Source organism: Halomonas meridiana (genome assembly GCF_009846525.1).
Taxonomy (GTDB): domain Bacteria; phylum Pseudomonadota; class Gammaproteobacteria; order Pseudomonadales; family Halomonadaceae; genus Vreelandella.
The window spans coordinates 3,233,203-3,256,339 of record NZ_CP024621.1; the positions used below are offsets into that span (position 1 = coordinate 3,233,203).

The window sequence follows — 23,137 nt, forward strand, 5'->3', positions numbered from 1 at the left end:
CGTTTGAGACGCTTAAGCCTCGGGGTACCCGCGCTCCTCGGGGCCATGCGCCAAGAACGAGGGACGCTGTTTCGGCGCGGCAAACGGCGCGACGCAGCGGTTATCGGGCCGGTTGAACACAAAGAACACGTTGCTGCGCGGGTCTGGCGACAGGTTCGCGTTGGAGGCATGCAACGTGTTGCAGTCGAACAGTAGCAGCCCGCCCGCCTTGCCCTTCGGGGCCTCGATCCCGTACTTGTCGACCAGATGGGTCAACGCTTCCGGGCTAGGAACGCCCACCTCCTGGGCTTTCAACGAGTGTTTATGGTTATCCTCCGGGGTTTCTCCCAGGCAGGGCACGAATTCCATATGCGAGCCAGGGATCAGCATTAGCGGGCCATTGAACTCGTGATTGTCGGTCAAGATCAGCGAAGCGCTGACGGCGTGCATGTTCGGCATGCCGTCTTCGGCGTGCCACGTCTCGAAGTCCGAGTGCCAGTTGAAGCCTTTACCGGCAAAGCCCGGCTTGTAGTTGATACGCGACTGATGCACGTAGGGATCGTCGCCGATGATCTGCCGGGCCGCGCCGGCCACGCGTTCGTCGCTGGCCAATGCCCCCAAGCGTTCAGAGAGCTGATGCACGGCAAACAGCGAGCGAATTTCATGGCTTTCGGGCTCGGTGATGCTGAACGCCTTGTCCCGGTAGGCGTCGTTACTCAACAGCGCGTTCATCTCCTGGCGCAGCGCTTCCAGCTCCTCGCCCTCGATCAGATTGGGGATGAACAGATACCCGTTGCGTTCGAACTCGTCGAGCTGAGCTTGACTCAATGGCCCTGGCAACGTACGCCCTTTTACGACACCATCCTGGCGGGGCTGGGTGAGTGATTCAGGCGCTTGGGCAAGGCGTGTGGGATAGGCATCCGCCACCTTGGCATTGCCCGCCGTGGGCACATCGGCCATCTCGCTGTACTGTTTGTGGGCGGTTACGTTCTTTAGCGGTGTATTGCTGACTGTCATCTAATCCACTCCTTGTATGATTAAACTTCAGTTAAAACGTGTCTCATTTAGAAACACAGCGCAGTAGATAGGGTAGCCAACCCCTCTGCGCTTGCAACCTAGGATGTCTCCTTTCATAACGTGGGTTATGACATTTATTCGTGGGCATCTTACAATGCGCCCAGTCGCTGCTGCAAAATACGTTTATAAATTATCGCTATTTCTTATAACTTTAACTCTTACTAAATACACCTATCGTGGCAGCCGCCATCAAACAGTCGACCTAAAAAAACCAGAATAGCCTTTTCAAGCGCCACTCTGGTTATTTTAACTCTACGGTGTGCTAACCAAGGCACAAATGCCCGTAAATAAAATCCCGATCAAATCCGGTATTGCGCACCATCTCTTCAGGCTTTAACAACTTCACAATATTGCGTGTTTTGCGTATCAGTTTTTTCTGCTCTAACGCAGTCATACAACGGCTGACATGCACACTCGTCATTCCTAATAACTCTCCTACGACATCTTGCGTGACCGGGAACGAAAACACATTACTGGTTAGCAGACCTTTAAAGTCAAAGCGCGCATGCACTTCAAGAAGAAAGTGTGCCACGCGCTCTTCCGACCGATGATGCGTACAACTTCTTAACCGCTCGATAGTAATATTATCGTTCACCATGACATACGACGTAATCGCTTTTCGTATTTCCTCATGGTGTTTAAACAGGTCGTGCAAATCATCCACCGATACTTTTTCGAGTTTGCAGTGCGTCAATGAAACGATCACGATATCGTGACTTTCGAAAAAGCTCTCTCGCATGCCGATAATATCACCGGGCATGAAGACATTGCAGATGTCTTGACCGCGGGTACTGGTGGCGTGAGACAGGCTCAACCATCCCTCTTTCACGACAAAAATGTCAGCGCGCCCTTCGCAGAGCGAAAACACCTTTTGATTGCGCCGCAGCTCCACCGGTTTGTGCTTGATATGGGCCAACGACTCCCGAGCCTCGACCCCTAATTCACCATATAGATTCAAGACACCGACAATATCTATACAAGAGCTGTCATCACCGTCGATGCCGTGTAAACCTTTGCGATTTCCATCTTCCACTTGCTTATACTCTTCTGCAGTAATCTTATTCATCTCTACACTCCTTTGTAGTTAGACAAACGCTATACTCACCAGGAACCAGTTATAATACTGATATATAGAAAGGAAGATAACGCGACAGAAATATAGACAAATGTAAATAACTAAACAAGACAGTTTCTATAGCACGCCACCATAAAAGCCAGCAAAACATTGATTATTAACATTTGTTAAACTATCGACACCTCATTCTCGTCGGCCGCTTGACGCTAATCTTATATCAACTATCGACCTTAACAAAATAAAGAACAAAAAAACCTAGAGATACATTCATGGGTGAATCTTATCAAGTATTCTCGTGATATACATTAATTATCGCCACTTTAAACACCTAAATACTGGAAAGTAAAAAACGTCTTTCATAGGCTCCAGTCTGGGGTTATAGGGATCGATAGCCCACTCAACCATTCAGGGAGTCGCACATGAAACGCAACGTTTTCGTCATTGCTTTAGAAGATAAGCAAACACGCGCCATGCAAACACTGAGAGAGCGCAAGGACTTGGAGATACATGGATTACTAGACGTCAGCACTGCCGTAGAGTCAGATAACGTCTCTTTTAATCATCTGCTGTCACTAGCCAACGAACAACTCACCGCTTACCCCGGCACCGTCGATGCGATCATTGCACAGTGGGACTTTCCCACGAGCGTCATCGTGCCGATTCTCTGTCAGCACCACCACCTCCCCTCCCCCTCAATCACCAGCGTTTTAAAATGCGAACATAAGTATTTGAGCCGTTTAGAACAGCAAAAGGTCGTGCCCGACGTGGTCCCCAAGTTTTGCGGCATCGACCCTTTTGCGGAGGACCCACTCTCCCAGGTAACGCTCGATTATCCATTTTGGCTGAAACCAGTGAAGGCGTTCTCTTCTCATTTAGGATTCAAGATTGAGTCGTCCTTACACTTCGAACAGGCCATTAAGGAAATACGCGCGGGCATCCGTCAACTTGGCGATGCCTTTAATGAAGCACTTGCTTATATAGACGTGCCCGAGGAGATTATTCACTTAGATGGCAATGCGTGTATCGCCGAAGAGATCATTAGCGGTGTGCAAGGCGCCCCGGAAGGCTCGGTGTTTAATGGCGAATTTAATATTCACGGCATTATTTCCCAACCTAAAGCCGAGAACTCCATTGCCCTCTTTGATCGCCTGGAGTATCCCAGCAACCTGCCTGAGCACGTTCACCACAAAATGGTGGAAACCGCCAAAACCTTCCTAGCCCATATTGGCTACAACAACGGCTGTTTCAACGTGGAATTCATGTGGGACGAGGCGCGAGAAAAGCTCTGGCTCATCGAAGTCAATACGCGCATTTCGCAATCTCATAGTGAGATTTTCGTCTTGGTCGATGGCATGTCGAATCATGAAATCGCCGTGGATATTGCCCTGGGTCAGCGGCCATCGCTGCTCAACCGTCAGGGGGTCGCGCCCATTGCTGCCAAGTGCTTCATCCCCTTTGCCCACCGCGATGGCGTGGTCAAACGCATTCCCAGCCAGGCAGAGATCGCCGCGCTCAAGGCGCGCTTGCCACATACCGATGTCGTGATCGATGTCGAACCTGGCCAGCAGCTCAGCCACCTGATGCACCAAGATAGTTTCTGCTATCGCCTAGGCACGCTCTACGTCACCGGCAACACCCACGAGGAGATCGAGCAGAACTACCAGTACTGCCTCGATGTTCTCAACTTCGACATCGAGCCCATCGATGCGTAAGGAGACCAACATGGAGATCGTTGACGATTTCCCCTACCCCATCCGTGAGATCGAAAACCTGTTCATCCCCATGCGCGATGGACAACAGCTAGCGGCCAGGGTGTGGCTCCCCGTCACCCCTGACGCCACGCCGTTCCCCGCCATCATGGAGTACATTCCTTATCGTAAGCGCGACGTAACACGGGGCCGCGATGCCAGCAACCACCCCTACCTAGCAGGCCACGGCTATGTGTGTGTGCGGGTGGATATGCGCGGCAGCGGCGATTCCGACGGTGTGCTCACCGACGAGTATACCCAACAAGAGCAGCAGGATGCCGTGGATGCCATCGCTTGGCTGGCCGAGCAGCCCTGGTGCGATGGCCACGTCGGTATGATGGGGATTTCCTGGGGCGGCTTTAATAGCCTGCAAGTGGCGGCCAAACAGCCTCCTGCCCTCAAGGCGATCATCAGCCTGTGCTCGAGCGACGACCTCTATGCCGACAACATGCACTACATGGGCGGCTGCCTTTTGGGAGACAACCTGTCCGAGGCGACCGTGATGTTCGCGTTCAATGCGCTTCCTCCCGATCCAGAGATCGTAGGGGAGCGCTGGCGGGAGATGTGGTTCGACCGTATGGAGCACAGTGGACTATGGATCGACCAGTGGCTGCGTCACCAGCGCCGCGATGCGTACTGGTCCACTAGCTCGGTGGGCGAACACTACGGGGCGATTCAGTGCCCCGTGTATGCCATCGGCGGTTGGGCCGATGGGTTCACCAATACCGTGTTGCGCTTGATGGAGCATCTGGCGGTACCGCGCAAAGGGCTGATTGGCCCTTGGGGGCATAAATATCCCCACCAAGGGATTCCCGGCCCGGCCATCGGTTTTTTACAGGAGGCGCTGCGCTGGTGGGATTACTGGCTGAAAGGTAAGGAGAACGGCATCATGGAGGAGCCGATGCTGCGCGTCTGGCAGCAGGATAGCGTCCCACCGGATAACAGCTACGCCGACCGGCCAGGGCGCTGGCTGAGTGAAGATCAGTGGCCTTCGCCACGGATTCAAACGCAGCGCTACTACCTTCAGCCCAACCGCTTGACCCTCGAGCCACGCTCCCGTCATACCGCGCCGCCCACCCTCGGCCTGCAATCACCCATCAGCGTGGGCATGTCGGCGGGCAAATGGTGCTCTTATGCTGCGACGCCCGATCTTCCCGGCGACCAGCGTGAAGAGGATGGCGGCTCGCTGGTATTCAGCAGCGCCCCCCTAGAGGAAGCGCTGGACATCTTCGGCGTGGCGACGCTGTCGCTAACGGTTTCCTGCGATCAACCTCAGGCGATGCTAGCGGTGCGCCTTTCTGACGTAGCGCCGGATGGAAAAGCCACCCGTGTCACCTACGGGCTACTCAACCTCACCCATCGAGAGAGCGATGAGTACCCCAGCGACCTAGTGCCAGGCCAACGGTACACAGTGCAGATCTCCATGAACGGCATTGCCCAACGCTTTCCCAAGGGGCATCAGCTTCGCCTGTCGATCTCGACCTCCTACTGGCCATTGGCGTGGCTGTCGCCCGCGCCCGCCCAGGTCGATCTCACCCTGGACAACTGCACGCTCCACCTACCCGTGCGCACCGCCACCGATGATGACAACACCGTTACCTTTGAACCACCCCAAGCGGCCAAACCGCTGTCCATCACCACGCTTGCGCCCAGCCAGCATAACTGGTTGTTGCACCGCGACTTGGCCACCAAACGCTCTACGCTAGAAGTCATCAACGACCAAGGATGCTTTCGCATCGACGATACGGGCACCGAGATTCACCGCAGCGCACGGGAGTACTACAGCACCGTGACCGATGACTTCACCTCCGCCCGTGGCGAGACGCTCACCGAGAGCCACTTCAAGCGCGGCCGTTGGGACACTGAGGTGTATACCCGCACGGTGCTGACCTGCACCGCGCGTCACTTTCTGGTCCACGCCCAGCTAGACGCCTACGAAAACGCCTACCGGGTCTTTTCCAAGAACTGGTCGTCGAAGATTCCTCGCGATCATCTGTAATCATCCCCGCCAGCCCGAGGGCTACACGCACCATCACCGCCCCACGTTGCGATACGTCAGGGGCGGTGTTTAATGGGCGCAAAAAACCCCGGTCAGGGCTACCGGGGAAAAGGGCGTGGCTAGGTGACGCGCTCCGTATAGCGACGCTCGTGGTTACTTCTTGGCCTGCACGTCGTTGTCGTCCGCGCGTGCCAGGAAGGTGCGGGTAGTATCGTCCAGATGCTGATCCAACCAGTCCGCCATGGCCTGCTCCTCTTGCAGAATCTCACGGCACACACGCACCACCTCTGGCTGATTGGCCTGCTCGGCCGCCGCAATCAGCGCCTTGTAGTTGGCAATCTCAAAGCATTCGAAGGCATAGCTCGCAATACCGCCCTTGACCACCTCATCGCCTGCCATCATGCCACCCAGCGACTGGCCAAAGGCCGTCAGCTTACCGCCCATGTCTTTGACGGCAGAGGTGTCGATCCCCAGCTCATTCATCAACCGCTCCAGCTTTTCAGCCTGATGCTCGGTCTCATGAAGATGCTGATCAATGCGGGCGCGCAGCGTCGGGTAGTGCTCGATTCGTTTCGCCTGCGCTTTCAACATCTCTTCCGCCTGCTTTTCCATCGCATGAGCATCGCGTAACCAATCTTCCAAATACTTGGCTTCCATCGTGCGCTCTCCTTGTTCATTCACGGCGTGGGTAAATCGCTCTTACTTGTTGGGGTCGATCTGCTCTTTCTGCGCCCCCGACTTCTCTTTGGCACTGCCCAGGCTCGGCTCTTGGCCTTCGGGCGCAGGCTGATTGCGCACGCTGTACTGGCTGCGACCATCCAGCGATATGCCTTCCGACCAGCGGCCTTTCGGCGCCTCTTTATCCAACAGCGTGTTGAGGTAGTAGTAAGAGTGCTGCATCGCCTCGTTATCTTCCGGCGTAGCGTTGGGAATCGGCAGCTGCTTCTCGAAGCCGCCCAGCTCTTCGATCACCGCCAACCACTGCTGCTGATGGTACGTATCGCGAGCAATCAAGAAGGAGAGAAAATCCTTCATACCGTGATCATCGGTCCAGTTGTATAGGCGCGATGCCAGCACGCGGCCACCGGCTTCCGCCGTGGCGTTAGCCAGCATATCAGCGGCGATATTGCCCGTGGCGTACACGTGGCTCATATCAAACGGCACGCCGTTTGAGTTTACCGGCATGGCCGATAAGCCCGATGAGAGCAGGTGGCGCGGGTTGGCACCGCCCAAGATGGCATTCATGACCGGGTCTTTGGCCGTGGCCTCTTGGTAGGAGACCGGTGCGCCTTCCAGGTTAAGGGCAACCGCATGGCCCAGCATTTCAATATGGGACAGTTCTTCGGTGGCGGTGGACATCAGCATATCGCGAATACGATCATCGCCGCGGGCGCCCATCGCCTGGAAGAAGTACTGCATGGCCACACGGATTTCACCTTCGATGCCGCCAATGGCCTGCTGCAGCAACATGGCAAATTCAGGGTTGGGTGTATCGACCTTCACGGGATACTGTAGCTTTCCAGAGTGGTGGAACATAGCGCGACTCTCCTTCATTAATTGCCAGGGAGCGCACTCCCTGGCAACGCATTTAAAGCGTTTGCTTTAACAGCTTCCGTGCTTCATCGGCAATGTCCTCGTAATGCTGAGCGACGCGATCAAAGAACGCTTGCGCATCTTGATCCGACTTCTCTTTCGCATCTTGAGAAAACTGCTGGCTTAGCTGAACACCTTGAGAGGCATGATATAGCGTGCTCACCATATCGAAGTTCTTATCGTTCACCGGACGATTCATCCTTGTCTCCTTGTGCCTTCCGTCTAAACGACGCAAGGCACACTTGAACGTGTAAAGACAAAACAGTGTCGGGTGCGCGCGTTAGCGGTTGTTACCGCCGCCACTGTGACTGTTTTCGCCGCCTTTCTTACCGGCTTCCGAGGCACGCTTGGGGTCGTTGGCAAAGTTACCACCGCTGTTTTCACCGCCTTTCTGGCCAATATCCTCGTAAAACTCTTTGCCATGGCTTTCAGCAGTGGCTTCCCCGCCTTTTTGACCGATATCTTGATAAAACTCTTTATCGTGGGTTTTGGCGGTCGTTTCACCACCCTTTTGTCCTGCCTCTTCGCGACTCATTCCATTATCGTTGCGGTTATTCGCCATGATAAATCTCCTTTTCATGAATTCGGCAAAACCAACTCATTTACTCGTACTCGGTGTATCACTCGAGTAACTTGAGATTAGCCAACCTCACTCTCTTATCAAGCCAACAGAAACACAAAGAAGCATCTTTAATCTTTATAACGACGTAATCAGATATGTATCAAATAACTTTTCATTGGTGATTGGATAACGAAAGATAAAATAATTGACTAACTCCATCTATTGCCAACACACTTCTTTAAAACACCACCACCCAGAGTAAAAGGCTACCGCCATGCGTATCTCTCTCGCGATTACCGTTACCCTCTGCCTATGGCTAGGCGGCTGCCAACGCCACGTAACCAAGTACGCACATACCGCCCCAGATGAATCGCTCATCAATACCTACTGGCAGCTACTGACCTTAAACGACGAGCCCGTGGTGGCCGCAGACAACGTTCGCGAAGCGCATATAGTGATGCACATCGATAGCGCCCGCTTGGCAGGTTCCACCGGCTGCAACACGCTCAGCGGACGCTACCAACACACCGGCCAGCAGCTCACCTTCCATCCCATCGCCACCACGAAAATGGCTTGCCCTACTGCACAAATGCGCAGCGAGCAGGCCATGTTAATTGCCCTTAAGCAAACCAGGCGTTGGAACATTAACGGCAGCCTCCTTGAGTTAACTAACGCCCGTGGAGAACCGCTGGCAGTGCTGAAGGCTGTGCATCTTTATTAGTAGGCATTAAGTAAGGCAAGAAAGCGTCTTGAACGCCGCTACTTTGAATATCGCTTAGCAACTTGATAGAGGTTGATAAGCGCAATCACTTCCAGGCGTTTATTGTCATAACGGGATACCCACACCTAACGATTCTTGATAACATTCCGTTACCGATATTTTCTTAGGGTTCATGGACGATGAAAACACCCGCGCTGATTGCTCTGTTGGTACTGATGCCATTGGCGGCCCACGCTGAAATTTATAAATGCGTCGACAACGGCCACACCACCTTTCAGGACTCCCCCTGTGCGGGCGGCAACTCTGAAACGGTGAATACCAACAACCTCACAATTATTTCCGTGCCTGCGGTATCGTCTCGCCCTGCGGCTTCCCTATCCGCAAATGCTCCCGCCTTCCCACGCATTGCTGTGCCGTACAGAAATCAACATCAAACGGCTCTGGAACTTCGTAATAGTCGAGTTAAGACGCGTGCTCGCTACCCGTTGAGACGTGGCTGGTGAAGTGGGAGTATTCATCACTCTTTATTACAAACCGCGCTTGTCATAGCTTTCTATAGCTCCCTATATTTTATTTTGTGCAGACCCCACACGCCTTGCTCGCTGTCCGAGGGGTATAGAGGCATAAAGAAACTCAAGATAGAACTACCGGAAGGACAGTTAACCCACGTATTACGTCACACGTTCGCGAGTCACTTTATGATGAACGGGGGAAACATCCTGGTGCTACAACAGATACTCGGTCATCAGTCGATCACCATGACCATGCGCTATGCGCACTTTGCACCAGACCACCTAGAGGAAGCGGCCAAGCTCAACCCCCTCGCCATGCAGGGATGAAAGCTACCGGGTAAAAGTATCCAACCGTTGGACACTTTATGGACACATACGAAAAAGCCGCCTCGAAAGGCGGCTTCATCATTGTCTCAAATGCTTTGCTTATCAACCACTTAAGTGGTGCCGACACCAGGAGTCGAACCCGGGACCTACTGATTACAAGTCAGTTGCTCTACCAACTGAGCTATGTCGGCGCTTCGCATTTTCTTGAGAACTTGATTGGGTTGCCGTTAGACTAGCCAATCAACAAGAAATCTTGTTGGCAATGGCTGGGGTACCAGGATTCGAACCTGGGAATGCCGATACCAAAAACCGGTGCCTTACCACTTGGCGATACCCCAACGTTGTGGTGGCCAGAGACGGAATCGAACCGCCGACACGGGGATTTTCAATCCCCTGCTCTACCAACTGAGCTATCTGGCCCTTGCCAACGGTGCGTATTAAACCAAAAGCTCCTCTTTTCGTCAACACCTTTGTGAAACTTTCTTTCTAGTCACGTGCTTAGGGCACATCCGGTGTTGAACCAAAAGCGGCAAAGGCCACGCCATTCGTGGCTTTGCGCTGCGTTTCTAGGTTTATGCCTGGCTGGGCGGCACGTACCCTTCGGCTTGGTCGGTGGTTTCGTTATCGAGGAAGCGCTGCATCTGATCCATCAGATAAGCGCGTGCTTCTGGCTCTAACATGTTGAGATGCTTCTCGTTAATTAGGCGGGTTTGTAGCGCCTGCCACTCTTCCCAGGCTTGTTTCGATACCGTGGCCTGAATCTCTTGGCCCTGCTTGCCCGGCAGTGGCGGGAACGGCAGCGCGGGTAGCTCTTGTTGGTACTTACGGCAGAAAACCGTGTTGCTCATGGAATGCTCCTATGGCGTGTGTCTGTGAAGGCCAGCGTGTGCTTAACGGCTAAGGCCCAGGGGTCGGGTCTAGGGTAAATGGTGCCAACTGGCTTAACAGCGATTTGACCGGTGCCGCTAAGCCTAACGCAGGCGGATGATTAACGTCATACCATACGCCGCTTTCGCGAACACCGCTGATTCGTTCGCAGGTAACAGGTTGCGGCGTAATCATCAGCTTAAAGTGGCTGAAGGTGTGGGTGAAGCTGGGCAGCGCAGCGTGGCGCTCGGGGGCTTCGGTGTTGTCTTCTAGCCAGTCGTTGAGTTCACTGTGGCGCTCAAACTGCGGCAGGCTCCATAAACCGCCCCACAGTCCGCTAGGTGGGCGCTGCTCTAGCCACACGCGACCTTGGGGGTCGCGCAGCAACAGCATGATGGTGTCGCGGGTGGGGGTGGCTTTTTTGGGTTTGGATTCCGGGTAGCGCTGCGGCTCGCCTTGGGCGTAGGCGCGGCATACGTCATTGAACGGGCATATCAGACAGTCAGGTTTGCTGCGCTTACACAGCGTCGCGCCGAAATCCATCACCGCTTGGGTGTAATCCGCCAGCCGCGTGGTGGGCGTAAAGTAGTCGGCCAGCGCCCACAGCGAGCGCTCTACCGCGGGCTTGCCCGGCCACCCCGAAACCGCGTGCAGGCGGGTGAGCGAGCGTTTGACGTTGCCATCTAGAATTGCCGCCTGCTGCCCGGTGCTTTGGGCGATGATGGCGCCAGCGGTGGAGCGGCCAATACCGGGTAGCGCCATCAGCGTTTCGACGCTATCGGTGGGTAGCGCGCCGCCATACGCGTCCATGGCGAGCTGAGCCGCTTTGTGCAGGTTGCGAGCACGAGCGTAGTAGCCAAGGCCCGTCCAGTGGTGCAGCACGTCATCCTGGGGCGCGGTGGCCAGGGCTTCCAGCGTGGGGAAGCGGGCCATAAAGCGCTCGAAGTAGGGAATCACTGTAGCCACTTGGGTTTGCTGCAGCATGATTTCAGACACCCACACGCGATAGGCGCTGCGGGGCGACTGCCAGGGCAGGTCGTGGCGGCCATGCTTGTCGAACCAGGTAAGCAGCCGCTGTTGAAACTCTTGCGCCGGTAGGCACGGTGTGGGCATATCGGCCATCGTAATTCCTTAAAACACTCGCTATGAACGACAGCGCCGGCGGTGAGGCCGGCGCGTGCGGTGCGTGTTGCGTTAACGCGGTTAGGCGTTAAGCAGTCTTTGATTAGTTAAACAGGCGACGAATACCGTCACGCAGCTCTTGGCCTGCGCCTTCGCCTAAGCGCTCATCAATACGGTCGATGGATTCATCAATCCGCTCTTCTAGCTCTTCTTCTACACGGCTCCCGGCTTCGTTACGCAGCAGATCAACCACCGATGTTTCAAAGGCGGTGCGGTCGAAACGGCACCACTGGGTTTTGTCATCGCCTACATGGCCTTCACAGCGTACCGGCAGTGGTAGCTGCTGAAGCCGTGGGTTGATCTGGCAAGCGGCATCGGCGGTATCCACCAAGCGGGCGTTGGCTTGGGTGGTGAAGTTAAGGCTGTTGAGGTTGAAATCGCCCTCCCCCTGAACGTCGATCCCCGGCAGGGTAATCAGCAGGTCGTCACTCTCGACGACGCCGTTGCGTACTTGAAACGTCGCGTCGAAACGCTCGAAGCGAGTATCGGGATGCCATTCGCGATCTACCTGCTGACCTTCTAGCTGCGCCACCAGTTCACACATCTCACGGGAGACGTTGGTGCGCAAAATCGCCCCGTCGTTTAGGCGGGCGTTCAGCTCGCCGTTGAGATTGCTGACCAGCACGTCGCGGCGGTTGCCTTGGGTCGTCAGTGCACCCTCCAAGTTGAAGCGACCGCGCAGTGGGGCTTCCTCTTCACTGAAAGTTTCGATCAGCGGTGCCACCTGTACGTTGCTGACGTTAGGCGCAAGCTGCCACTCGAGCACGCTCCCTGTGGCGTCCAGTTGGCCGGTGGCACTCAGTTCTCCTTCATAGAAACGGGACTCGAATGCCGTGAGGCGGTGACGTCCATTCTCGCCGCGCAGCGCAAGCTGGGTATCGTCAAAGGTCAACCCGGCGAGCAGCAGTTGGTCGACGCTCAAATCGCCCTGCAGCGTCAGCGTGCTCAACCAAGCTTGCGGCAGCAGCGCTTCGTCACTTTGGGCAAAGGCTTTACGCAGGAGGCCACGGCTAGCCTGCTGGGCGGTGGCCGGGCCAGGCAGGTAGTGATCCAGGTTCAGCGTATCGCCTTCTAGGTTGAAGGTGAGCTGCGTCCCATCCAGTGCAGCGCTAATATCCCCGGTAAAGGTACTGTCATCGACCACCAGCGAGAGGCGCGGCAGCGCAATGCGCGCCAGGCTGCCCTCGACGGGGCTGGTGAGTGCCACGTCACTGAGTGCCGCTTCGCTAGCCGTGTTGAGTGTGACGCCTGTGCGTGCCATCCAGGGCCGAAGCGTAAACGGGGCAGCGGTGAGTTGCCCACTGTACTGGGGAGCATCGAGCAGTTGTTCGACGTTCAGATGGCCGCTCACACGCAGGCCATCCGGCCCGGTGAGCTGCACATCTTTCAACTGGGCGGTTTGAGCGGCAAAGTCGGTCTCCAGCCCGAACGCCAGCGCCAGCGCGAGGCTACCCTGCCAATTTTCAGGGTGGCGCAGCCCGGCTTCCAGTACACCTTCCGTCACGCTGAGCTGTTGATCCGCCAAACGGGCGACGACTTCAGCCGCTTTCAAGCTGAGTTGCTGCGGCTCGCTGGCATCGCCTTGGCGAGTGTGCGTGGTGAGCTGGGTGTTCTCAAAAATGATTTGCTCATCTTCCAGGCCCAGACGCAGGCGTGTCTCCAGATTGACCTCGCTGGACAGATCTGGCGCGCGCTCCAACATTTCGGCATCCAGCCGGTCATGCTTAGTCAGCGTGAACATGGCTTTTAGCGGGAAGGAGCGTACCGGGTTGACGTTGGTGCCGGAAATATTCAGCGGCTGTACCCGCCAGAGCGCTTGATTCTGCTCGTCACGGTAGCGAATGTCAGCGTCTTTGACTTCGACACTGGCAATGCTAAGCACCACGGACAAGCTGCCCGCATCGGCATTCGGGCCTGCACTGGCCGGAGCCAAGACAGTCTCAGCAGATTCGTTGTTGTGCTCGGAAAGACGCTCCAACAGCGGCTGCCAATTGCCAGCCCCGTCGGCATTTCTTTCAAGGTTCAGGCGCATGCCATCCAGTGTCAGACCATCCACGGCAATTTCGCCGCGTAGCAGCGGCGCGAACGCGACGCTCACTTCCGCACGATTGATGGCGGCAAACGCGGTATCGTCTTGGGACTGCTCGGGCAGCCAGGCACGGGCCTGTTCGACGCTCACGCCGATGCGCGGGTAGAACGACCACGTGATAGGGCCTTCCAGGGCAAGGTTCAGGCCGGTTTGCTCTTCGACCACGGCGGTCAGGCGTGGCTTGAAATCTTCGGGATCCAAAAAGGTGGTGACGTACACCACGGCGGCCACGCCCACAATGGCGAGAATGCCCACTGCCGCCAGCAAAATGCGTAATAGCTGTTTCATTTACCCTTTCCCTTGTGGGTCTAGCTCAACAAACTCACTGGTCGCCGGTAAATCCGGCTCAGAGGACTCATCGGCCATGGGCCGATACCCGAGTTTCGATAGCAACACACGATCCGCTAGTGGCAGTGTCGTCGTGGCAATGCGCAGCACGCGGCCTTCTTGCTTGGCCTGTTCACCCAATAACGCCATTAGACGTGACCCCACACCGCGACGGCGAGTGGTTTTACGCACGCATAGCTCGGAGAGCCACCACGCCCGGTCGTCGGCTGCTTGCACGGCCACTGCGCCTAACAAGCGGTCATTGAAATGCGCGCAGGCAAAAAAGTGCGGCCCGCTCAAATGCTGTTCGATAAAAGGTAAAACCGTGGGGGTGGGCATGCGCTCTTGTGGCGCATCTTCATAGATGCGCACCAGGTCGATGCGCACCTGCTCGTCTGCTTCCCAACGGGCCTGGTCGACATATTGCAGTGTCACCGGCATGGTGAAATCCTCGTTGCCAACGCAGCTAGGCTGCTATGTTTGCGCCGCAAACGGCGGCGACATTCCCCGCATTGTAGCGGATGGGGGCGCCGATTCTCTATAATGGTTGTTTTGGCCGCAGTTGCCGCCCGCCGATTATTCCTCAGAGTGCGCTCCGGCGCAGGAGATGCAACATGTCAGCGCGTATTGCCACGGTAAGCCGTGACACCAACGAAACGCAGATTACGGTCAGCGTCAACCTTGACGGCGAAGGCCGCTTGAACTGCGACACTGGCGTTCCGTTTCTAGACCACATGCTGGATCAAGTGGCTCGGCATGGAATGGTGGACCTCGATATTCATGCCAAAGGTGACCTGCATATCGATGATCACCATACCGTCGAAGACTTGGGCATCACCCTGGGCCAGGCATTCAACGAGGCCATTGGCGATAAGCGCGGCATCTACCGCTACGGCCATGCCTACGTACCGCTGGATGAGGCGCTCTCTCGGGTAGTGATTGATTTCTCCGGCCGCCCCGGCCTTTATATGAATGTCGAGTTCACCCGCGATACCATCGGCCGTATGGATACGCAGCTATTCTGGGAGTTCTTCCAAGGCTTCGTAAATCACGCTCGCGTGACGCTGCATATCGACAACGTGAAAGGCTTTAATGCTCACCATCAGGCCGAAACCATTTTCAAAGCCTTTGGCCGCGCACTGCGCATGGCCGTTGCGGAAGACCCGCGCATGGCTGGGCAAATGCCCTCTACCAAAGGCAGCTTATAATGCCGATCGTTGCGATTAGCGGCGCAGTAGCACGCCTCTCGCCTACGAATCTATCGCCCACGACCTTAAGGAGCGCTTCATGACCATTGCGGTAATCGATTATGGAATGGGCAACCTACACTCTGTGGCTAAGGCGCTTGAGCACGTCACCCATGAGAACGTGATTATCACTCGCGACCCACGGCGTATTCTGGGCGCTACCCGCCTAGTACTGCCCGGCCAGGGTGCGATTCGTGACTGCGTAGGTGAACTTGAGCGTACTGAACTGCGCGGACTGGTGGACGATGTCTTGTCCCGCCAAGCCAAACCGCTGCTGGGCATTTGCGTGGGCCAGCAGATGCTAATGGAGCACAGCGAAGAAAACGGCGGCGTGGACTGCTTGGGCTTTTTCCAAGGCAGCGTTGACCGCTTTCCGGCCAATATGCGCGATGCCCAAGAGCAGCGCCTGAAAGTACCGCACATGGGTTGGAACCTGGTGAATCAACACCACGATCACCCGCTCTGGGCAGGTATCGATAATAATGAGCACTTCTATTTCGTGCACAGCTATTACGTGAATGCCGCCGAAGACGCCCAAGTGTTCGGCACCACCCAGTACGGCAGTGTGAGCGCTCACGTAGCGATTGGCCGCGACGCCACCTTTGCCGTGCAGTTCCACCCGGAAAAAAGCTCCCGTGCGGGCCTGCGCCTGCTGGAAAATTTTGTCACCTGGACGCCCTGAGAGGTTTCACTATGTTGGTAATTCCCGCGATCGATCTCAAAGACGGCCAGTGTGTGCGCTTGAAGCAGGGCCGCATGGACGATGCAACCTCCTACGGCGACGACCCGGTCGCCATGGCCGCGCGCTGGGTAGAAGCCGGCGCGCGCCGTTTGCACCTAGTGGATTTGAACGGTGCCTTTGAAGGCAAGCCGGTGAACGGTGAGGCGGTCACCGCCATTGCCCGCGCTTACCCTAATCTGCCGATCCAAATTGGCGGCGGCATCCGCTCGGCAGAGACCATTGAACACTATTTGAGCGCTGGTGTTTCCTACGTGATCATCGGCACCAAAGCGGTCAAAGAGCCTGAGTTTGTGAGTGAGATGTGCCGCGCCTTCCCCGGCCATATTATTGTTGGCCTGGATGCCAAAGATGGTTACGTCGCCACCGACGGCTGGGCAGAAGTCTCCACCGTCAAAGCTACCGAGCTTGCCAAGCGCTTCGCTAACGATGGTGTTTCCAGCATTGTGTACACCGATATTGCCCGCGATGGCATGATGCAGGGGGTCAACGTGGACGCCACCGCCGAACTGGCTCGTGAAGGTGGCCTGCCAGTGATCGCTTCTGGTGGCGTCACTAATTTGGACGACATTCGTGCACTGTGCGACGTCGCCGACAGCGGTATTCTGGGTGCCATTACCGGCCGTGCCATTTATGAAGGCAGCCTGGACGTGGCTGAAGCCCAGCGTTTGAGCGACCAACTCAGCGGAGGTCACGCATGAGCCTAACCAAGCGGATTATCCCCTGCCTGGACGTTGACGCCGGGCGTGTGGTGAAAGGTGTCAACTTCGTGGGTATACGTGACGCGGGCGACCCGGTAGAGATCGCTCAGCGCTACAACCAGCAGGGTGCCGACGAAATCACCTTTCTCGACATCACCGCCAGCCACGAAGACCGCGCCACCACGGTCGAGATGGTCGAGCGAATTGCCGGTGAGGTGTTCATTCCTTTGACCGTGGGCGGCGGCATCCGTACCTGCGACGATATCCGCACCATGCTGAATGCCGGGGCGGACAAGGTCTCGATCAACACCGCGGCAGTGACGAACCCTGAGTTCGTGCGTGAAGCCGCCGAGCGTTTTGGCAGCCAGTGCATTGTGGTGGCGATTGACGCCAAAAAAGTGTCTAAGGAAGGCGAGCCCGACCGCTGGGAGATTTTCACCCACGGCGGCCGCCGCCCCACCGGTCTGGATGCGGTGGAGTGGGCCAAGAAAATGGTCGAGTTTGGCGCAGGCGAGCTGCTACTCACCAGCATGGATCGCGACGGCACCAAGATTGGTTTTGACTTGGGCGTTACCCACGCTATTTCTGAAGCGGTCAGCGTACCGGTGATCGCTTCCGGCGGCGTCGGCAATTTAGATCACTTGGTCGATGGCGTGCTCAAAGGCGGTGCCGATGCGGTATTGGCCGCGAGTATCTTCCACTTTGGCGAGTACACCATTCCAGAAGCAAAACGCTACATGGCCGAGCGCGGCATCGACATGCGTTTATAAGCCGCGCGGCCTTAGGCTGGGGCGGTTACTCTGCCCCGGCTTCCTAATCCAGTGTTAGCCCCAAATTGCTGATGCCGTTATTGCGCCCAAGCGTGCGAATCTCTTTGAGCGTCGTTTTATTGATCGGACCGCTGACCGCTTCCAGCACCGCGTCTTGGAAGTCGTTTTCGTCTTCCATCAGCGGATGGTCGCGAATGATCAATGCCAATGCTTGAGCATCCACTTCCCCTTCGGTGAGTTCGATGAACGCCCGCACGCCAGCCCGCGAGGTGCGGCTGACATCCAGCACCGCTTCGGGGGATTCGCCTTGCAGCGTATCGAGTAGCGCAGAGATGGACACCACCGCATCCAGCGCCCGACGTGCGCCGAAACTCTCATCGCCCTCTGGCGGTTCGCATTCGGCCAGCTTTTCCGCTTGGCGGGTAAAATCGATGCTGGCGTTGGGTACGCTAAGGCGCTCCCATACCAGGTTCAGCACGGTGCGCAGGGTATGCCCATCGCCATGGCCACTGGTTTGCTCGTACAGGGCGTAATTCGGCAGTAGACGCTCACACAGCGCTGCCATGAATGCTTGTTGGGCGGGCAGCGGCAGCAGTTGCAGCCGCTGATAGAATCCTTGGGGTTTAGCCACCATGCTGATGTCCTGAGTCACTCTGTTGGTGAAAATAAGTGGATGAAACTGAGTTGGCGAAACTGAGTTGGTGAATCGAACACGATGCGTTATCGTCGCACCCACGCGGCGGGCGACCCCCGCAACGCTTGATGTGCTCGGCCGGCGAGGAGATTACCATGCATATTCATCTGCTACAGCACGGCCCTGACCATGGCCCCGCCCGTCTGACCGACTGGCTTGAGAGTATGGGCCATAGTTACACCGTTTTTCATCTTTACGCGGGGGAACTCACGCCCCGCCCAGGGGAGAGCGATGCGCTCATCGTGCTAGATGGCGCGGATGCCCTATTTAGTGCCCCTCCCGCTTGGTATAAAGCGGAGCGCAAACTGATCAATCGCTACTTGGACGGTCAAAAACCTATTCTGGGCATTGGCCTCGGAGCGTTATGGATCGCGGAAGCGCTTGAGGCGGTCGTCGCCCCTGGCACCTACCCCGAAACCGGCTGGCATACCGTCACTCTAGCCCCGGAAAGCACCTTCGACCTGCCCGAGCAGTTTGAGGCCTTTATGTGGCACCGCCTGGTATTTAGCCTACCCGATGGCGCGCTACCATTAGGCGGCAGTGCCGCGTCCCCGCTGCAAGGGTTTAGCTGGGACGCAGGCCGCGTGGTGGGCCTGCTATGCCACATCGAGACGACTCAAGCGAGTCTCGCGCCGCTGCTCAACGCCTCCGGTCGGCCCACGGCCAAAAGCCCCGCCACGGGGCGCTTTGTGCAAACCGATGAGCAGATTCTAGAAGATCCCACGCGTTTTCAGCGCTTGGCACCGCTGCTGGATCGCGTCATGACCCAGTGGCTCAAACGCGCTTGATCCCCACCTTCGGCGGCCGCTAAGCACTCCACTGTTTAGCGGCTGCAAGACAGCTTTCCCAATCGCCCACGTGCAGTTCCGCTGGTCGACTGCCCTGCTGCTTCTCTAGATGGTAGCGGTAAAGCGGGTCGTAATACTCGGTCAGCAGCGGGGCGAGCCACGCCTCATGCGCTTGGATATCCCCGGCGGCATGGGCACGGAAAGCCATGGCCTGCATACGCTGCAAACGCTGTAGCCGGGCATTGCCCAGGCGCTTGGCCAGCCGCTCTAGCGCGCTTGCCAACTGACGCTGCATACGCTGCCACCCCTCTTCTGGGCCAAAACGCGCGGTATAACCTTGCTCCAGCGCTTCGATATAGTCGCGACGCAGTTGGTCTAGCCGCCAATCGAGCGGCATTTCGATGCGAACACGCGGGGCCCGCTGCAGGGCGTGCCAAAAATCGAGTGGGAGATTGGCATTGCCAATCTGTCGGGACTCATCTTCCAACACAAGCTTACCCGGCTGCCCAATCAAGCGCTGGGCCAGCGCGTGCTCGAAGTCGATTTGCGTCGTGGGCTCGTTAGGCTGCCGCCCAAACGCGGAGCCTTTATGATTCGCGCAGGCTTCCAAATCAATGCCGTTGGGCAGTTGGTTAATCAGCGTCGTCTTAGCGCAGCCGGTAAGCCCAGCGATCACGAGTATGGGTTGGTGGGCGGCATCATCGATGCGCTGGCAGAGCCGTTGGCGCAACGCCTTCCACCCCCCTTCGATACGCGGGCGGTGCAGCCCAGCGTCGGCCAGCCACCGCTGAGCGATTTGCGAGCGCAGACCGCCACGAAAGCAGTAAATAATCGCATTTGGGTGCTGAGCCAAGTAGCTCTGCCAAGCCGAGACACGGGCTTGCTTCACGTCCCCGCTGACCAGCCGTTCACCTAACGCGATGGCCGCCTGCTGGCCCTCCTGCTTGTAGGCAATGCCGACCTGATGACGCTCTTCATCCACCATCAACGGCAAATTGACCGCTCCTGGTAAACTGCCTTGGGCAAACTCGACCGGGGCGCGGACATCGATCAGCGGCGTGTTGGCCGCAATGATCTCAAGAGAAGCCGGCGTGGTCGGCAAGGTCATCCAACCACCTCGATTTTAGCGTCACCCTGGGGCGCTTTCAGGGTGCCGAACGGCTCCAGCGTCAGCCCATGTTCACGGCCAATGCGTTCCACGTCATCTTCCCAGGCGGGGTCGACGCTGATCAACAGGCCGCCCGACGTTTGCGGATCGCACAGCCACTGCCAGTGGGCTTCATCCATGACGGGCAACGCGCTACCCAGGGCGTCGCGATTGCGTACGGTGCCGCCGGGCACGGCCCCTCGGCGACGATAACCCTCCGCTTCGGCGAGCTTTGGCAAACGGCGGAAGTCAATCTCGGCCATCACGCCGCTGGCGCTGCACATTTCGGTGAGATGGCCGGCCAAACCAAAGCCGGTAACATCCGTCATGGCGTTGACGCCCTTCACTTTCGCGAGTGCAACCCCGATGGCGTTGGGTTTGAGCATGGTTTCCCGGGCGAGACCATGGTGCCCGGCGTCCAGCAAGCCGCGCTTTTCGGCCGTAGTGAGCATCCCGACACCAAGCGGCTTGGTGAGAAACAGCAGATCGCCGGGCTTGGCTTGGCTGTTGAGCTTCAAATGCTCGAGATCCACCAACCCGTTCACGGCTAAGCCAAACATCGGCTCTGGGGCATCGATGGAGTGACCGCCGGCCAAGGCAATACCCAGCTTGCGGCAGACGGCTTGGGCACCCGCTACCACATCACCGGCGATTTCTGGGCCAAGTTTATCCAGCGGCCAGCCCAAAATGCCGAGCGCCATGACCGGTGTGCCTCCCATGGCGTACACATCGCTAATGGCATTGGTCGCGGCGATGCGGCCAAAATCAAAGGGGTCGTCGACGATGGGCATGAAGAAGTCGGTGGTCGCAATCATGCCGCGACCATCGCCCAAGTCATAGACGGCGGCATCTTCACGGCCTTGATTGCCCACGATCAGCCGCTGGTGCCCGGCTGCCGGTCCGGCTTTGGCGAGAATGCCATCGAGAATATCCGGGGCGATCTTGCAGCCGCAGCCCGCTCCGTGGCTATATTGGGTCAATCGAATCGAACTCATCATCCCTCTCCTTTTTAGATAAGCATAGCCGAAGTTACAGCGCTTCTAGCGCATCGCTCAATTTGTCCACGGGGATCACTTCCATGCCTTTGGGTGCCTGCTTGGGAGCGTTGGCACGCGGTACGATAGCGCGAAGAAAACCGTGTTTGGCCGCTTCTGCAATACGCTCCTGCCCACTGGGTACCGGGCGAATCTCGCCAGACAAACCCACTTCCCCAAACACCACGAGCTCTTTCGGTAAAGCGCGGTTTTGCAGACTCGACACGACCGCCAAGAGCACGGCGAGATCGGCACTGGTCTCCAGCACTTTGACACCGCCCACGACGTTGAGGAACACATCCTGGTCACCGGTAAACAGCCCACCGTGACGGTTCAAGACGGCAAGCAGCATCGCTAAGCGGTTCTGATCGACACCAACGGCCACGCGGCGCGGGTTGCCCAGCGCTGATTCATCCACCAGCGCCTGCACCTCCACCAGAATCGGCCGAGTGCCCTCCCACACCACCATGACAAGGCTGCCTGGCGCCTGCTCCTCTTGGCGCGAAAGGAAGATCGCGCTGGGGTTTTTGACCTCTTTGAGCCCCTGCTCGAGCATGGCGAAAACACCCAGCTCATTGACCGCGCCAAAACGGTTCTTCTGGCCACGTAGCGTACGAAAGCGAGAATCGGCACCGCCTTCCAGCAGCAGCGAAGCGTCGATCATGTGTTCGAGCACCTTAGGGCCCGCCAGCGTGCCATCTTTGGTAACGTGCCCCACCAGCAACAGAACGGTATTGGTCTGCTTGGCAAAGCGCGTCAGTGCCGCAGCAGACTCGCGCACCTGGGCAACGCCGCCAGGAGCCGAGCTAATATCTTCCAAATGCATGGTTTGAATGGAGTCGATGACCAATATCTCCGGCTTTTCCCGTTCGGCCACCGCGAGGATCGTCTCGACGCTGGTTTCTGCCAGCATCTTCAATCCGTGGGTGGGAAGCTGCAGGCGGTGGGCGCGCATGGCGACCTGCGACAGCGACTCTTCCCCCGTGACGTAGAGAATACGCCGCTGCTGGGCAAGCTTGCAGGCAGTTTGCAGCAGCAGGGTCGATTTACCAGCCCCGGGATTACCGCCCAGAAGTACCGCAGACCCAGGCACCAAACCACCGCCTAGTACTCGGTCGAACTCAGCAAAGGTGGAGGTCAGCCTGGGAACTTCGCTTAAATCGACATTGCTAAGATCCACCACGTCTCGGGAAAGGTCGCCTGCGTAACCGGCTCTTCCCGCCGTCGAGGTGCCACTACCCGGCCGGGCGCTTGTCAGCTTGACCTCTGTCAGCGTATTCCACTCTTGGCAGCTCGTACACTGGCCCTGCCATTTACGATACTCTGCACCGCATTCGGTGCAGACAAAGGCACTTTTCGCTTTTGCCACTGCCTGTTTGCTCCTTCTCTTGCGTCACGTACTAAAGGCTAGAAGAGTGCTCAGAAATGCAAAAGGCGGCCAGTGGCCGCCTTCGAGCGTCGCGTAAGGTCTTACTGACGCTGTAGCTGCAGCATCTCTCCATTTTCGAAACGGCGGCGCTCAGGGTCGATCAGCTCCAAGGTACGCTCATCGATACGCTGGAAGTAGTAGATTTGGCCGTCGCCGTTCGGCGTCAGCTCGTAGACCGTCGCATCGGGGTCAGAGGGCGTACCGGTCAACACTTCCCAGTTACCGGCATAGTTCTCGTCCGGCGGTGTCTGGGGGTGATTACGGTAGGTGGCATCCAGGGTGAACGTACGCTCTTCTGGAGCACTCATCTCTTCGCCTACCAACGTGACATCCAGGTCAATGCCGTCACAGTTACGGCAAGGCAGTGTGCCTTGATAGTTAGCCTGTGATGCGGTCATACCTGCATCTTCGCGCTGATCCGTTGGTCCAGCTGCACAGCCCGCCAACAGTGCCAACATAGCCGAACCGGCTAGCAAACTCCTGAATTGCATTGGGTGTCTCCTTATCGTGTTGGACATACATTTCTTTCG

Annotated in this window: 25 protein-coding genes and 3 tRNA genes; 10 read left to right on the forward strand and 18 right to left on the reverse strand. The window is 57.1% G+C overall.

Translation table 11 applies throughout. The features are described from left to right. Nucleotides 1-12: 12 nt before the first annotated feature. Together thpD and CTT34_RS15385 are read right to left on the reverse strand one after the other, a co-directional pair. Nucleotides 13-996 carry an ectoine hydroxylase gene (thpD, locus tag CTT34_RS15380; protein WP_159343210.1) on the reverse strand — a complete coding sequence of 328 codons (984 nt, stop codon included), beginning with the start codon at nucleotides 994-996 and terminating at the stop codon, nucleotides 13-15. A 322-nt stretch (nucleotides 997-1,318) separates the two neighbouring features. Beyond that, the gene (locus tag CTT34_RS15385) at nucleotides 1,319-2,122 is read right to left on the reverse strand and encodes a Crp/Fnr family transcriptional regulator (RefSeq protein WP_159343211.1); all 804 of its coding nucleotides are present in this window, start codon (nucleotides 2,120-2,122) and stop codon (nucleotides 1,319-1,321) included. A gap of 428 nt (nucleotides 2,123-2,550) precedes the next feature. Between CTT34_RS15385 and CTT34_RS15390 the strand changes: the two genes are divergently transcribed. Together CTT34_RS15390 and CTT34_RS15395 are read left to right on the forward strand one after the other, a co-directional pair. Beyond that, entirely contained in the window at nucleotides 2,551-3,843 is a 1,293-nt protein-coding gene (locus CTT34_RS15390) for an ATP-grasp domain-containing protein (RefSeq protein ID WP_159343212.1), read from the forward strand. Nucleotides 3,844-3,853: 10 nt separating this feature from the next. Next, the gene (locus tag CTT34_RS15395; protein ID WP_159343213.1) at nucleotides 3,854-5,878 is read left to right on the forward strand and encodes a CocE/NonD family hydrolase; all 2,025 of its coding nucleotides are present in this window, start codon (nucleotides 3,854-3,856) and stop codon (nucleotides 5,876-5,878) included. A gap of 153 nt (nucleotides 5,879-6,031) precedes the next feature. Here the strand turns inward: CTT34_RS15395 and CTT34_RS15400 are convergent, their stop codons facing one another. From CTT34_RS15400 to CTT34_RS18725, 4 genes are all read right to left on the reverse strand, one after another. Continuing rightward, on the reverse strand, nucleotides 6,032-6,535 hold the full coding sequence (locus CTT34_RS15400) for a ferritin-like domain-containing protein (protein WP_159343214.1): 504 nt from the start codon (nucleotides 6,533-6,535) through the stop codon (nucleotides 6,032-6,034). Nucleotides 6,536-6,577: 42 nt separating this feature from the next. Further along, on the reverse strand, nucleotides 6,578-7,414 hold the full coding sequence (locus CTT34_RS15405; protein WP_159343215.1) for a manganese catalase family protein: 837 nt from the start codon (nucleotides 7,412-7,414) through the stop codon (nucleotides 6,578-6,580). A gap of 52 nt (nucleotides 7,415-7,466) precedes the next feature. Beyond that, nucleotides 7,467-7,670, reverse strand: coding sequence for a hypothetical protein (locus CTT34_RS15410; protein WP_159343216.1), 204 nt, complete (start codon nucleotides 7,668-7,670; stop codon nucleotides 7,467-7,469). Between the two features lie 81 nt (nucleotides 7,671-7,751). Beyond that, on the reverse strand, nucleotides 7,752-8,033 hold the full coding sequence (locus tag CTT34_RS18725; RefSeq protein ID WP_159343217.1) for a con-10 family general stress protein: 282 nt from the start codon (nucleotides 8,031-8,033) through the stop codon (nucleotides 7,752-7,754). Between the two features lie 274 nt (nucleotides 8,034-8,307). Here CTT34_RS18725 and CTT34_RS15420 point away from each other — a divergent pair, with 274 nt between their 5' ends. From CTT34_RS15420 to CTT34_RS15430, 3 genes are all read left to right on the forward strand, one after another. Next, nucleotides 8,308-8,754, forward strand: coding sequence for an META domain-containing protein (locus tag CTT34_RS15420; protein ID WP_159343218.1), 447 nt, complete (start codon nucleotides 8,308-8,310; stop codon nucleotides 8,752-8,754). A 179-nt stretch (nucleotides 8,755-8,933) separates the two neighbouring features. Continuing rightward, nucleotides 8,934-9,257, forward strand: a complete 324-nt coding sequence (locus CTT34_RS15425; protein ID WP_159343219.1) for a DUF4124 domain-containing protein — start codon at nucleotides 8,934-8,936, stop codon at nucleotides 9,255-9,257. A 9-nt stretch (nucleotides 9,258-9,266) separates the two neighbouring features. After that, entirely contained in the window at nucleotides 9,267-9,593 is a 327-nt protein-coding gene (locus tag CTT34_RS15430) for a tyrosine-type recombinase/integrase (RefSeq protein ID WP_159343824.1), read from the forward strand. Between the two features lie 115 nt (nucleotides 9,594-9,708). On the opposite strand, the gene CTT34_RS15435 is transcribed toward CTT34_RS15430, so the two are convergent. From CTT34_RS15435 to CTT34_RS15465, 7 genes are all read right to left on the reverse strand, one after another. Continuing rightward, nucleotides 9,709-9,784: transfer RNA gene (locus tag CTT34_RS15435), tRNA-Thr, on the reverse strand. Between the two features lie 72 nt (nucleotides 9,785-9,856). Then, nucleotides 9,857-9,931, reverse strand: a tRNA-Gln gene (locus CTT34_RS15440). Nucleotides 9,932-9,937: 6 nt separating this feature from the next. Beyond that, nucleotides 9,938-10,013 (reverse strand) — tRNA-Phe (locus tag CTT34_RS15445). A 152-nt stretch (nucleotides 10,014-10,165) separates the two neighbouring features. After that, nucleotides 10,166-10,441: an oxidative damage protection protein gene (locus CTT34_RS15450; protein WP_159343220.1), complete on the reverse strand. Its 276-nt coding sequence runs from the start codon at nucleotides 10,439-10,441 to the stop codon at nucleotides 10,166-10,168. Between the two features lie 49 nt (nucleotides 10,442-10,490). Next, the gene (mutY, locus tag CTT34_RS15455; protein ID WP_159343221.1) at nucleotides 10,491-11,582 is read right to left on the reverse strand and encodes an A/G-specific adenine glycosylase; all 1,092 of its coding nucleotides are present in this window, start codon (nucleotides 11,580-11,582) and stop codon (nucleotides 10,491-10,493) included. A gap of 103 nt (nucleotides 11,583-11,685) precedes the next feature. After that, a complete protein-coding gene (locus CTT34_RS15460) occupies nucleotides 11,686-14,019 on the reverse strand; it encodes an AsmA family protein (protein WP_159343222.1) in 2,334 nt (777 codons plus the stop codon). Beyond that, a complete protein-coding gene (locus tag CTT34_RS15465; protein WP_159343223.1) occupies nucleotides 14,020-14,499 on the reverse strand; it encodes an acetyl-CoA sensor PanZ family protein in 480 nt (159 codons plus the stop codon). Nucleotides 14,500-14,672: 173 nt separating this feature from the next. On the opposite strand from CTT34_RS15465, the gene hisB reads away from it, so the two are divergent. The 4 genes from hisB to hisF all read left to right on the forward strand — a co-directional run bounded on the left by hisB (nucleotide 14,673) and on the right by hisF (nucleotide 17,515). After that, nucleotides 14,673-15,266 carry an imidazoleglycerol-phosphate dehydratase HisB gene (hisB, locus tag CTT34_RS15470; protein WP_159343224.1) on the forward strand — a complete coding sequence of 198 codons (594 nt, stop codon included), beginning with the start codon at nucleotides 14,673-14,675 and terminating at the stop codon, nucleotides 15,264-15,266. Nucleotides 15,267-15,345: 79 nt separating this feature from the next. Beyond that, on the forward strand, nucleotides 15,346-15,987 hold the full coding sequence (gene hisH, locus CTT34_RS15475) for an imidazole glycerol phosphate synthase subunit HisH (protein ID WP_159343225.1): 642 nt from the start codon (nucleotides 15,346-15,348) through the stop codon (nucleotides 15,985-15,987). Between the two features lie 11 nt (nucleotides 15,988-15,998). Continuing rightward, a complete protein-coding gene (gene hisA, locus CTT34_RS15480; RefSeq protein WP_159343226.1) occupies nucleotides 15,999-16,745 on the forward strand; it encodes a 1-(5-phosphoribosyl)-5-[(5-phosphoribosylamino)methylideneamino]imidazole-4-carboxamide isomerase in 747 nt (248 codons plus the stop codon). Beyond that, nucleotides 16,742-17,515, forward strand: coding sequence for an imidazole glycerol phosphate synthase subunit HisF (gene hisF / locus CTT34_RS15485; protein WP_159343227.1), 774 nt, complete (start codon nucleotides 16,742-16,744; stop codon nucleotides 17,513-17,515). Before hisA ends, hisF begins: the two co-directional genes overlap by 4 nt. A 43-nt stretch (nucleotides 17,516-17,558) precedes the next feature. Here the strand turns inward: hisF and CTT34_RS15490 are convergent, their stop codons facing one another. Continuing rightward, the gene (locus CTT34_RS15490) at nucleotides 17,559-18,149 is read right to left on the reverse strand and encodes a YjaG family protein (protein WP_159343228.1); all 591 of its coding nucleotides are present in this window, start codon (nucleotides 18,147-18,149) and stop codon (nucleotides 17,559-17,561) included. A 155-nt stretch (nucleotides 18,150-18,304) separates the two neighbouring features. On the opposite strand from CTT34_RS15490, the gene CTT34_RS15495 reads away from it, so the two are divergent. Beyond that, nucleotides 18,305-18,997 (forward strand): type 1 glutamine amidotransferase, encoded by a 693-nt coding sequence (locus tag CTT34_RS15495; protein ID WP_159343229.1) that lies wholly within the window; start codon nucleotides 18,305-18,307, stop codon nucleotides 18,995-18,997. 19 nt (nucleotides 18,998-19,016) lie between these two features. Here the strand turns inward: CTT34_RS15495 and mnmH are convergent, their stop codons facing one another. The 4 genes from mnmH to CTT34_RS15515 all read right to left on the reverse strand — a co-directional run bounded on the left by mnmH (nucleotide 19,017) and on the right by CTT34_RS15515 (nucleotide 23,098). Further along, the gene (gene mnmH / locus CTT34_RS15500; protein ID WP_159343230.1) at nucleotides 19,017-20,105 is read right to left on the reverse strand and encodes a tRNA 2-selenouridine(34) synthase MnmH; all 1,089 of its coding nucleotides are present in this window, start codon (nucleotides 20,103-20,105) and stop codon (nucleotides 19,017-19,019) included. Further along, nucleotides 20,102-21,142 carry a selenide, water dikinase SelD gene (selD, locus tag CTT34_RS15505; RefSeq protein WP_390620237.1) on the reverse strand — a complete coding sequence of 347 codons (1,041 nt, stop codon included), beginning with the start codon at nucleotides 21,140-21,142 and terminating at the stop codon, nucleotides 20,102-20,104. The genes mnmH and selD overlap by 4 nt, the downstream gene beginning before the upstream one ends. A gap of 31 nt (nucleotides 21,143-21,173) precedes the next feature. After that, nucleotides 21,174-22,547: a DNA repair protein RadA gene (radA, locus tag CTT34_RS15510; RefSeq protein WP_159343231.1), complete on the reverse strand. Its 1,374-nt coding sequence runs from the start codon at nucleotides 22,545-22,547 to the stop codon at nucleotides 21,174-21,176. A gap of 101 nt (nucleotides 22,548-22,648) precedes the next feature. Next, the gene (locus CTT34_RS15515; protein WP_044630451.1) at nucleotides 22,649-23,098 is read right to left on the reverse strand and encodes a copper resistance protein NlpE N-terminal domain-containing protein; all 450 of its coding nucleotides are present in this window, start codon (nucleotides 23,096-23,098) and stop codon (nucleotides 22,649-22,651) included. Nucleotides 23,099-23,137: the final 39 nt, after the last annotated feature.

Coding starts and splice junctions, on each gene's coding strand:
- thpD (WP_159343210.1), bottom strand. CDS start 996: ATGACAGTCAGCAATACACCGCTAAAGAACGTAACCGCCCACAAACAG.
- CTT34_RS15385 (WP_159343211.1), bottom strand. CDS start 2,122: ATGAATAAGATTACTGCAGAAGAGTATAAGCAAGTGGAAGATGGAAAT.
- CTT34_RS15390 (WP_159343212.1), top strand. CDS start 2,551: ATGAAACGCAACGTTTTCGTCATTGCTTTAGAAGATAAGCAAACACGC.
- CTT34_RS15395 (WP_159343213.1), top strand. CDS start 3,854: ATGGAGATCGTTGACGATTTCCCCTACCCCATCCGTGAGATCGAAAAC.
- CTT34_RS15400 (WP_159343214.1), bottom strand. CDS start 6,535: ATGGAAGCCAAGTATTTGGAAGATTGGTTACGCGATGCTCATGCGATG.
- CTT34_RS15405 (WP_159343215.1), bottom strand. CDS start 7,414: ATGTTCCACCACTCTGGAAAGCTACAGTATCCCGTGAAGGTCGATACA.
- CTT34_RS15410 (WP_159343216.1), bottom strand. CDS start 7,670: ATGAATCGTCCGGTGAACGATAAGAACTTCGATATGGTGAGCACGCTA.
- CTT34_RS18725 (WP_159343217.1), bottom strand. CDS start 8,033: ATGGCGAATAACCGCAACGATAATGGAATGAGTCGCGAAGAGGCAGGA.
- CTT34_RS15420 (WP_159343218.1), top strand. CDS start 8,308: ATGCGTATCTCTCTCGCGATTACCGTTACCCTCTGCCTATGGCTAGGC.
- CTT34_RS15425 (WP_159343219.1), top strand. CDS start 8,934: ATGAAAACACCCGCGCTGATTGCTCTGTTGGTACTGATGCCATTGGCG.
- CTT34_RS15450 (WP_159343220.1), bottom strand. CDS start 10,441: ATGAGCAACACGGTTTTCTGCCGTAAGTACCAACAAGAGCTACCCGCG.
- mutY (WP_159343221.1), bottom strand. CDS start 11,582: ATGGCCGATATGCCCACACCGTGCCTACCGGCGCAAGAGTTTCAACAG.
- CTT34_RS15460 (WP_159343222.1), bottom strand. CDS start 14,019: ATGAAACAGCTATTACGCATTTTGCTGGCGGCAGTGGGCATTCTCGCC.
- CTT34_RS15465 (WP_159343223.1), bottom strand. CDS start 14,499: ATGCCGGTGACACTGCAATATGTCGACCAGGCCCGTTGGGAAGCAGAC.
- hisB (WP_159343224.1), top strand. CDS start 14,673: ATGTCAGCGCGTATTGCCACGGTAAGCCGTGACACCAACGAAACGCAG.
- hisH (WP_159343225.1), top strand. CDS start 15,346: ATGACCATTGCGGTAATCGATTATGGAATGGGCAACCTACACTCTGTG.
- hisA (WP_159343226.1), top strand. CDS start 15,999: ATGTTGGTAATTCCCGCGATCGATCTCAAAGACGGCCAGTGTGTGCGC.
- hisF (WP_159343227.1), top strand. CDS start 16,742: ATGAGCCTAACCAAGCGGATTATCCCCTGCCTGGACGTTGACGCCGGG.
- CTT34_RS15490 (WP_159343228.1), bottom strand. CDS start 18,149: ATGGTGGCTAAACCCCAAGGATTCTATCAGCGGCTGCAACTGCTGCCG.
- CTT34_RS15495 (WP_159343229.1), top strand. CDS start 18,305: ATGCATATTCATCTGCTACAGCACGGCCCTGACCATGGCCCCGCCCGT.
- mnmH (WP_159343230.1), bottom strand. CDS start 20,105: ATGACCTTGCCGACCACGCCGGCTTCTCTTGAGATCATTGCGGCCAAC.
- selD (WP_390620237.1), bottom strand. CDS start 21,142: ATGATGAGTTCGATTCGATTGACCCAATATAGCCACGGAGCGGGCTGC.
- CTT34_RS15515 (WP_044630451.1), bottom strand. CDS start 23,098: ATGCAATTCAGGAGTTTGCTAGCCGGTTCGGCTATGTTGGCACTGTTG.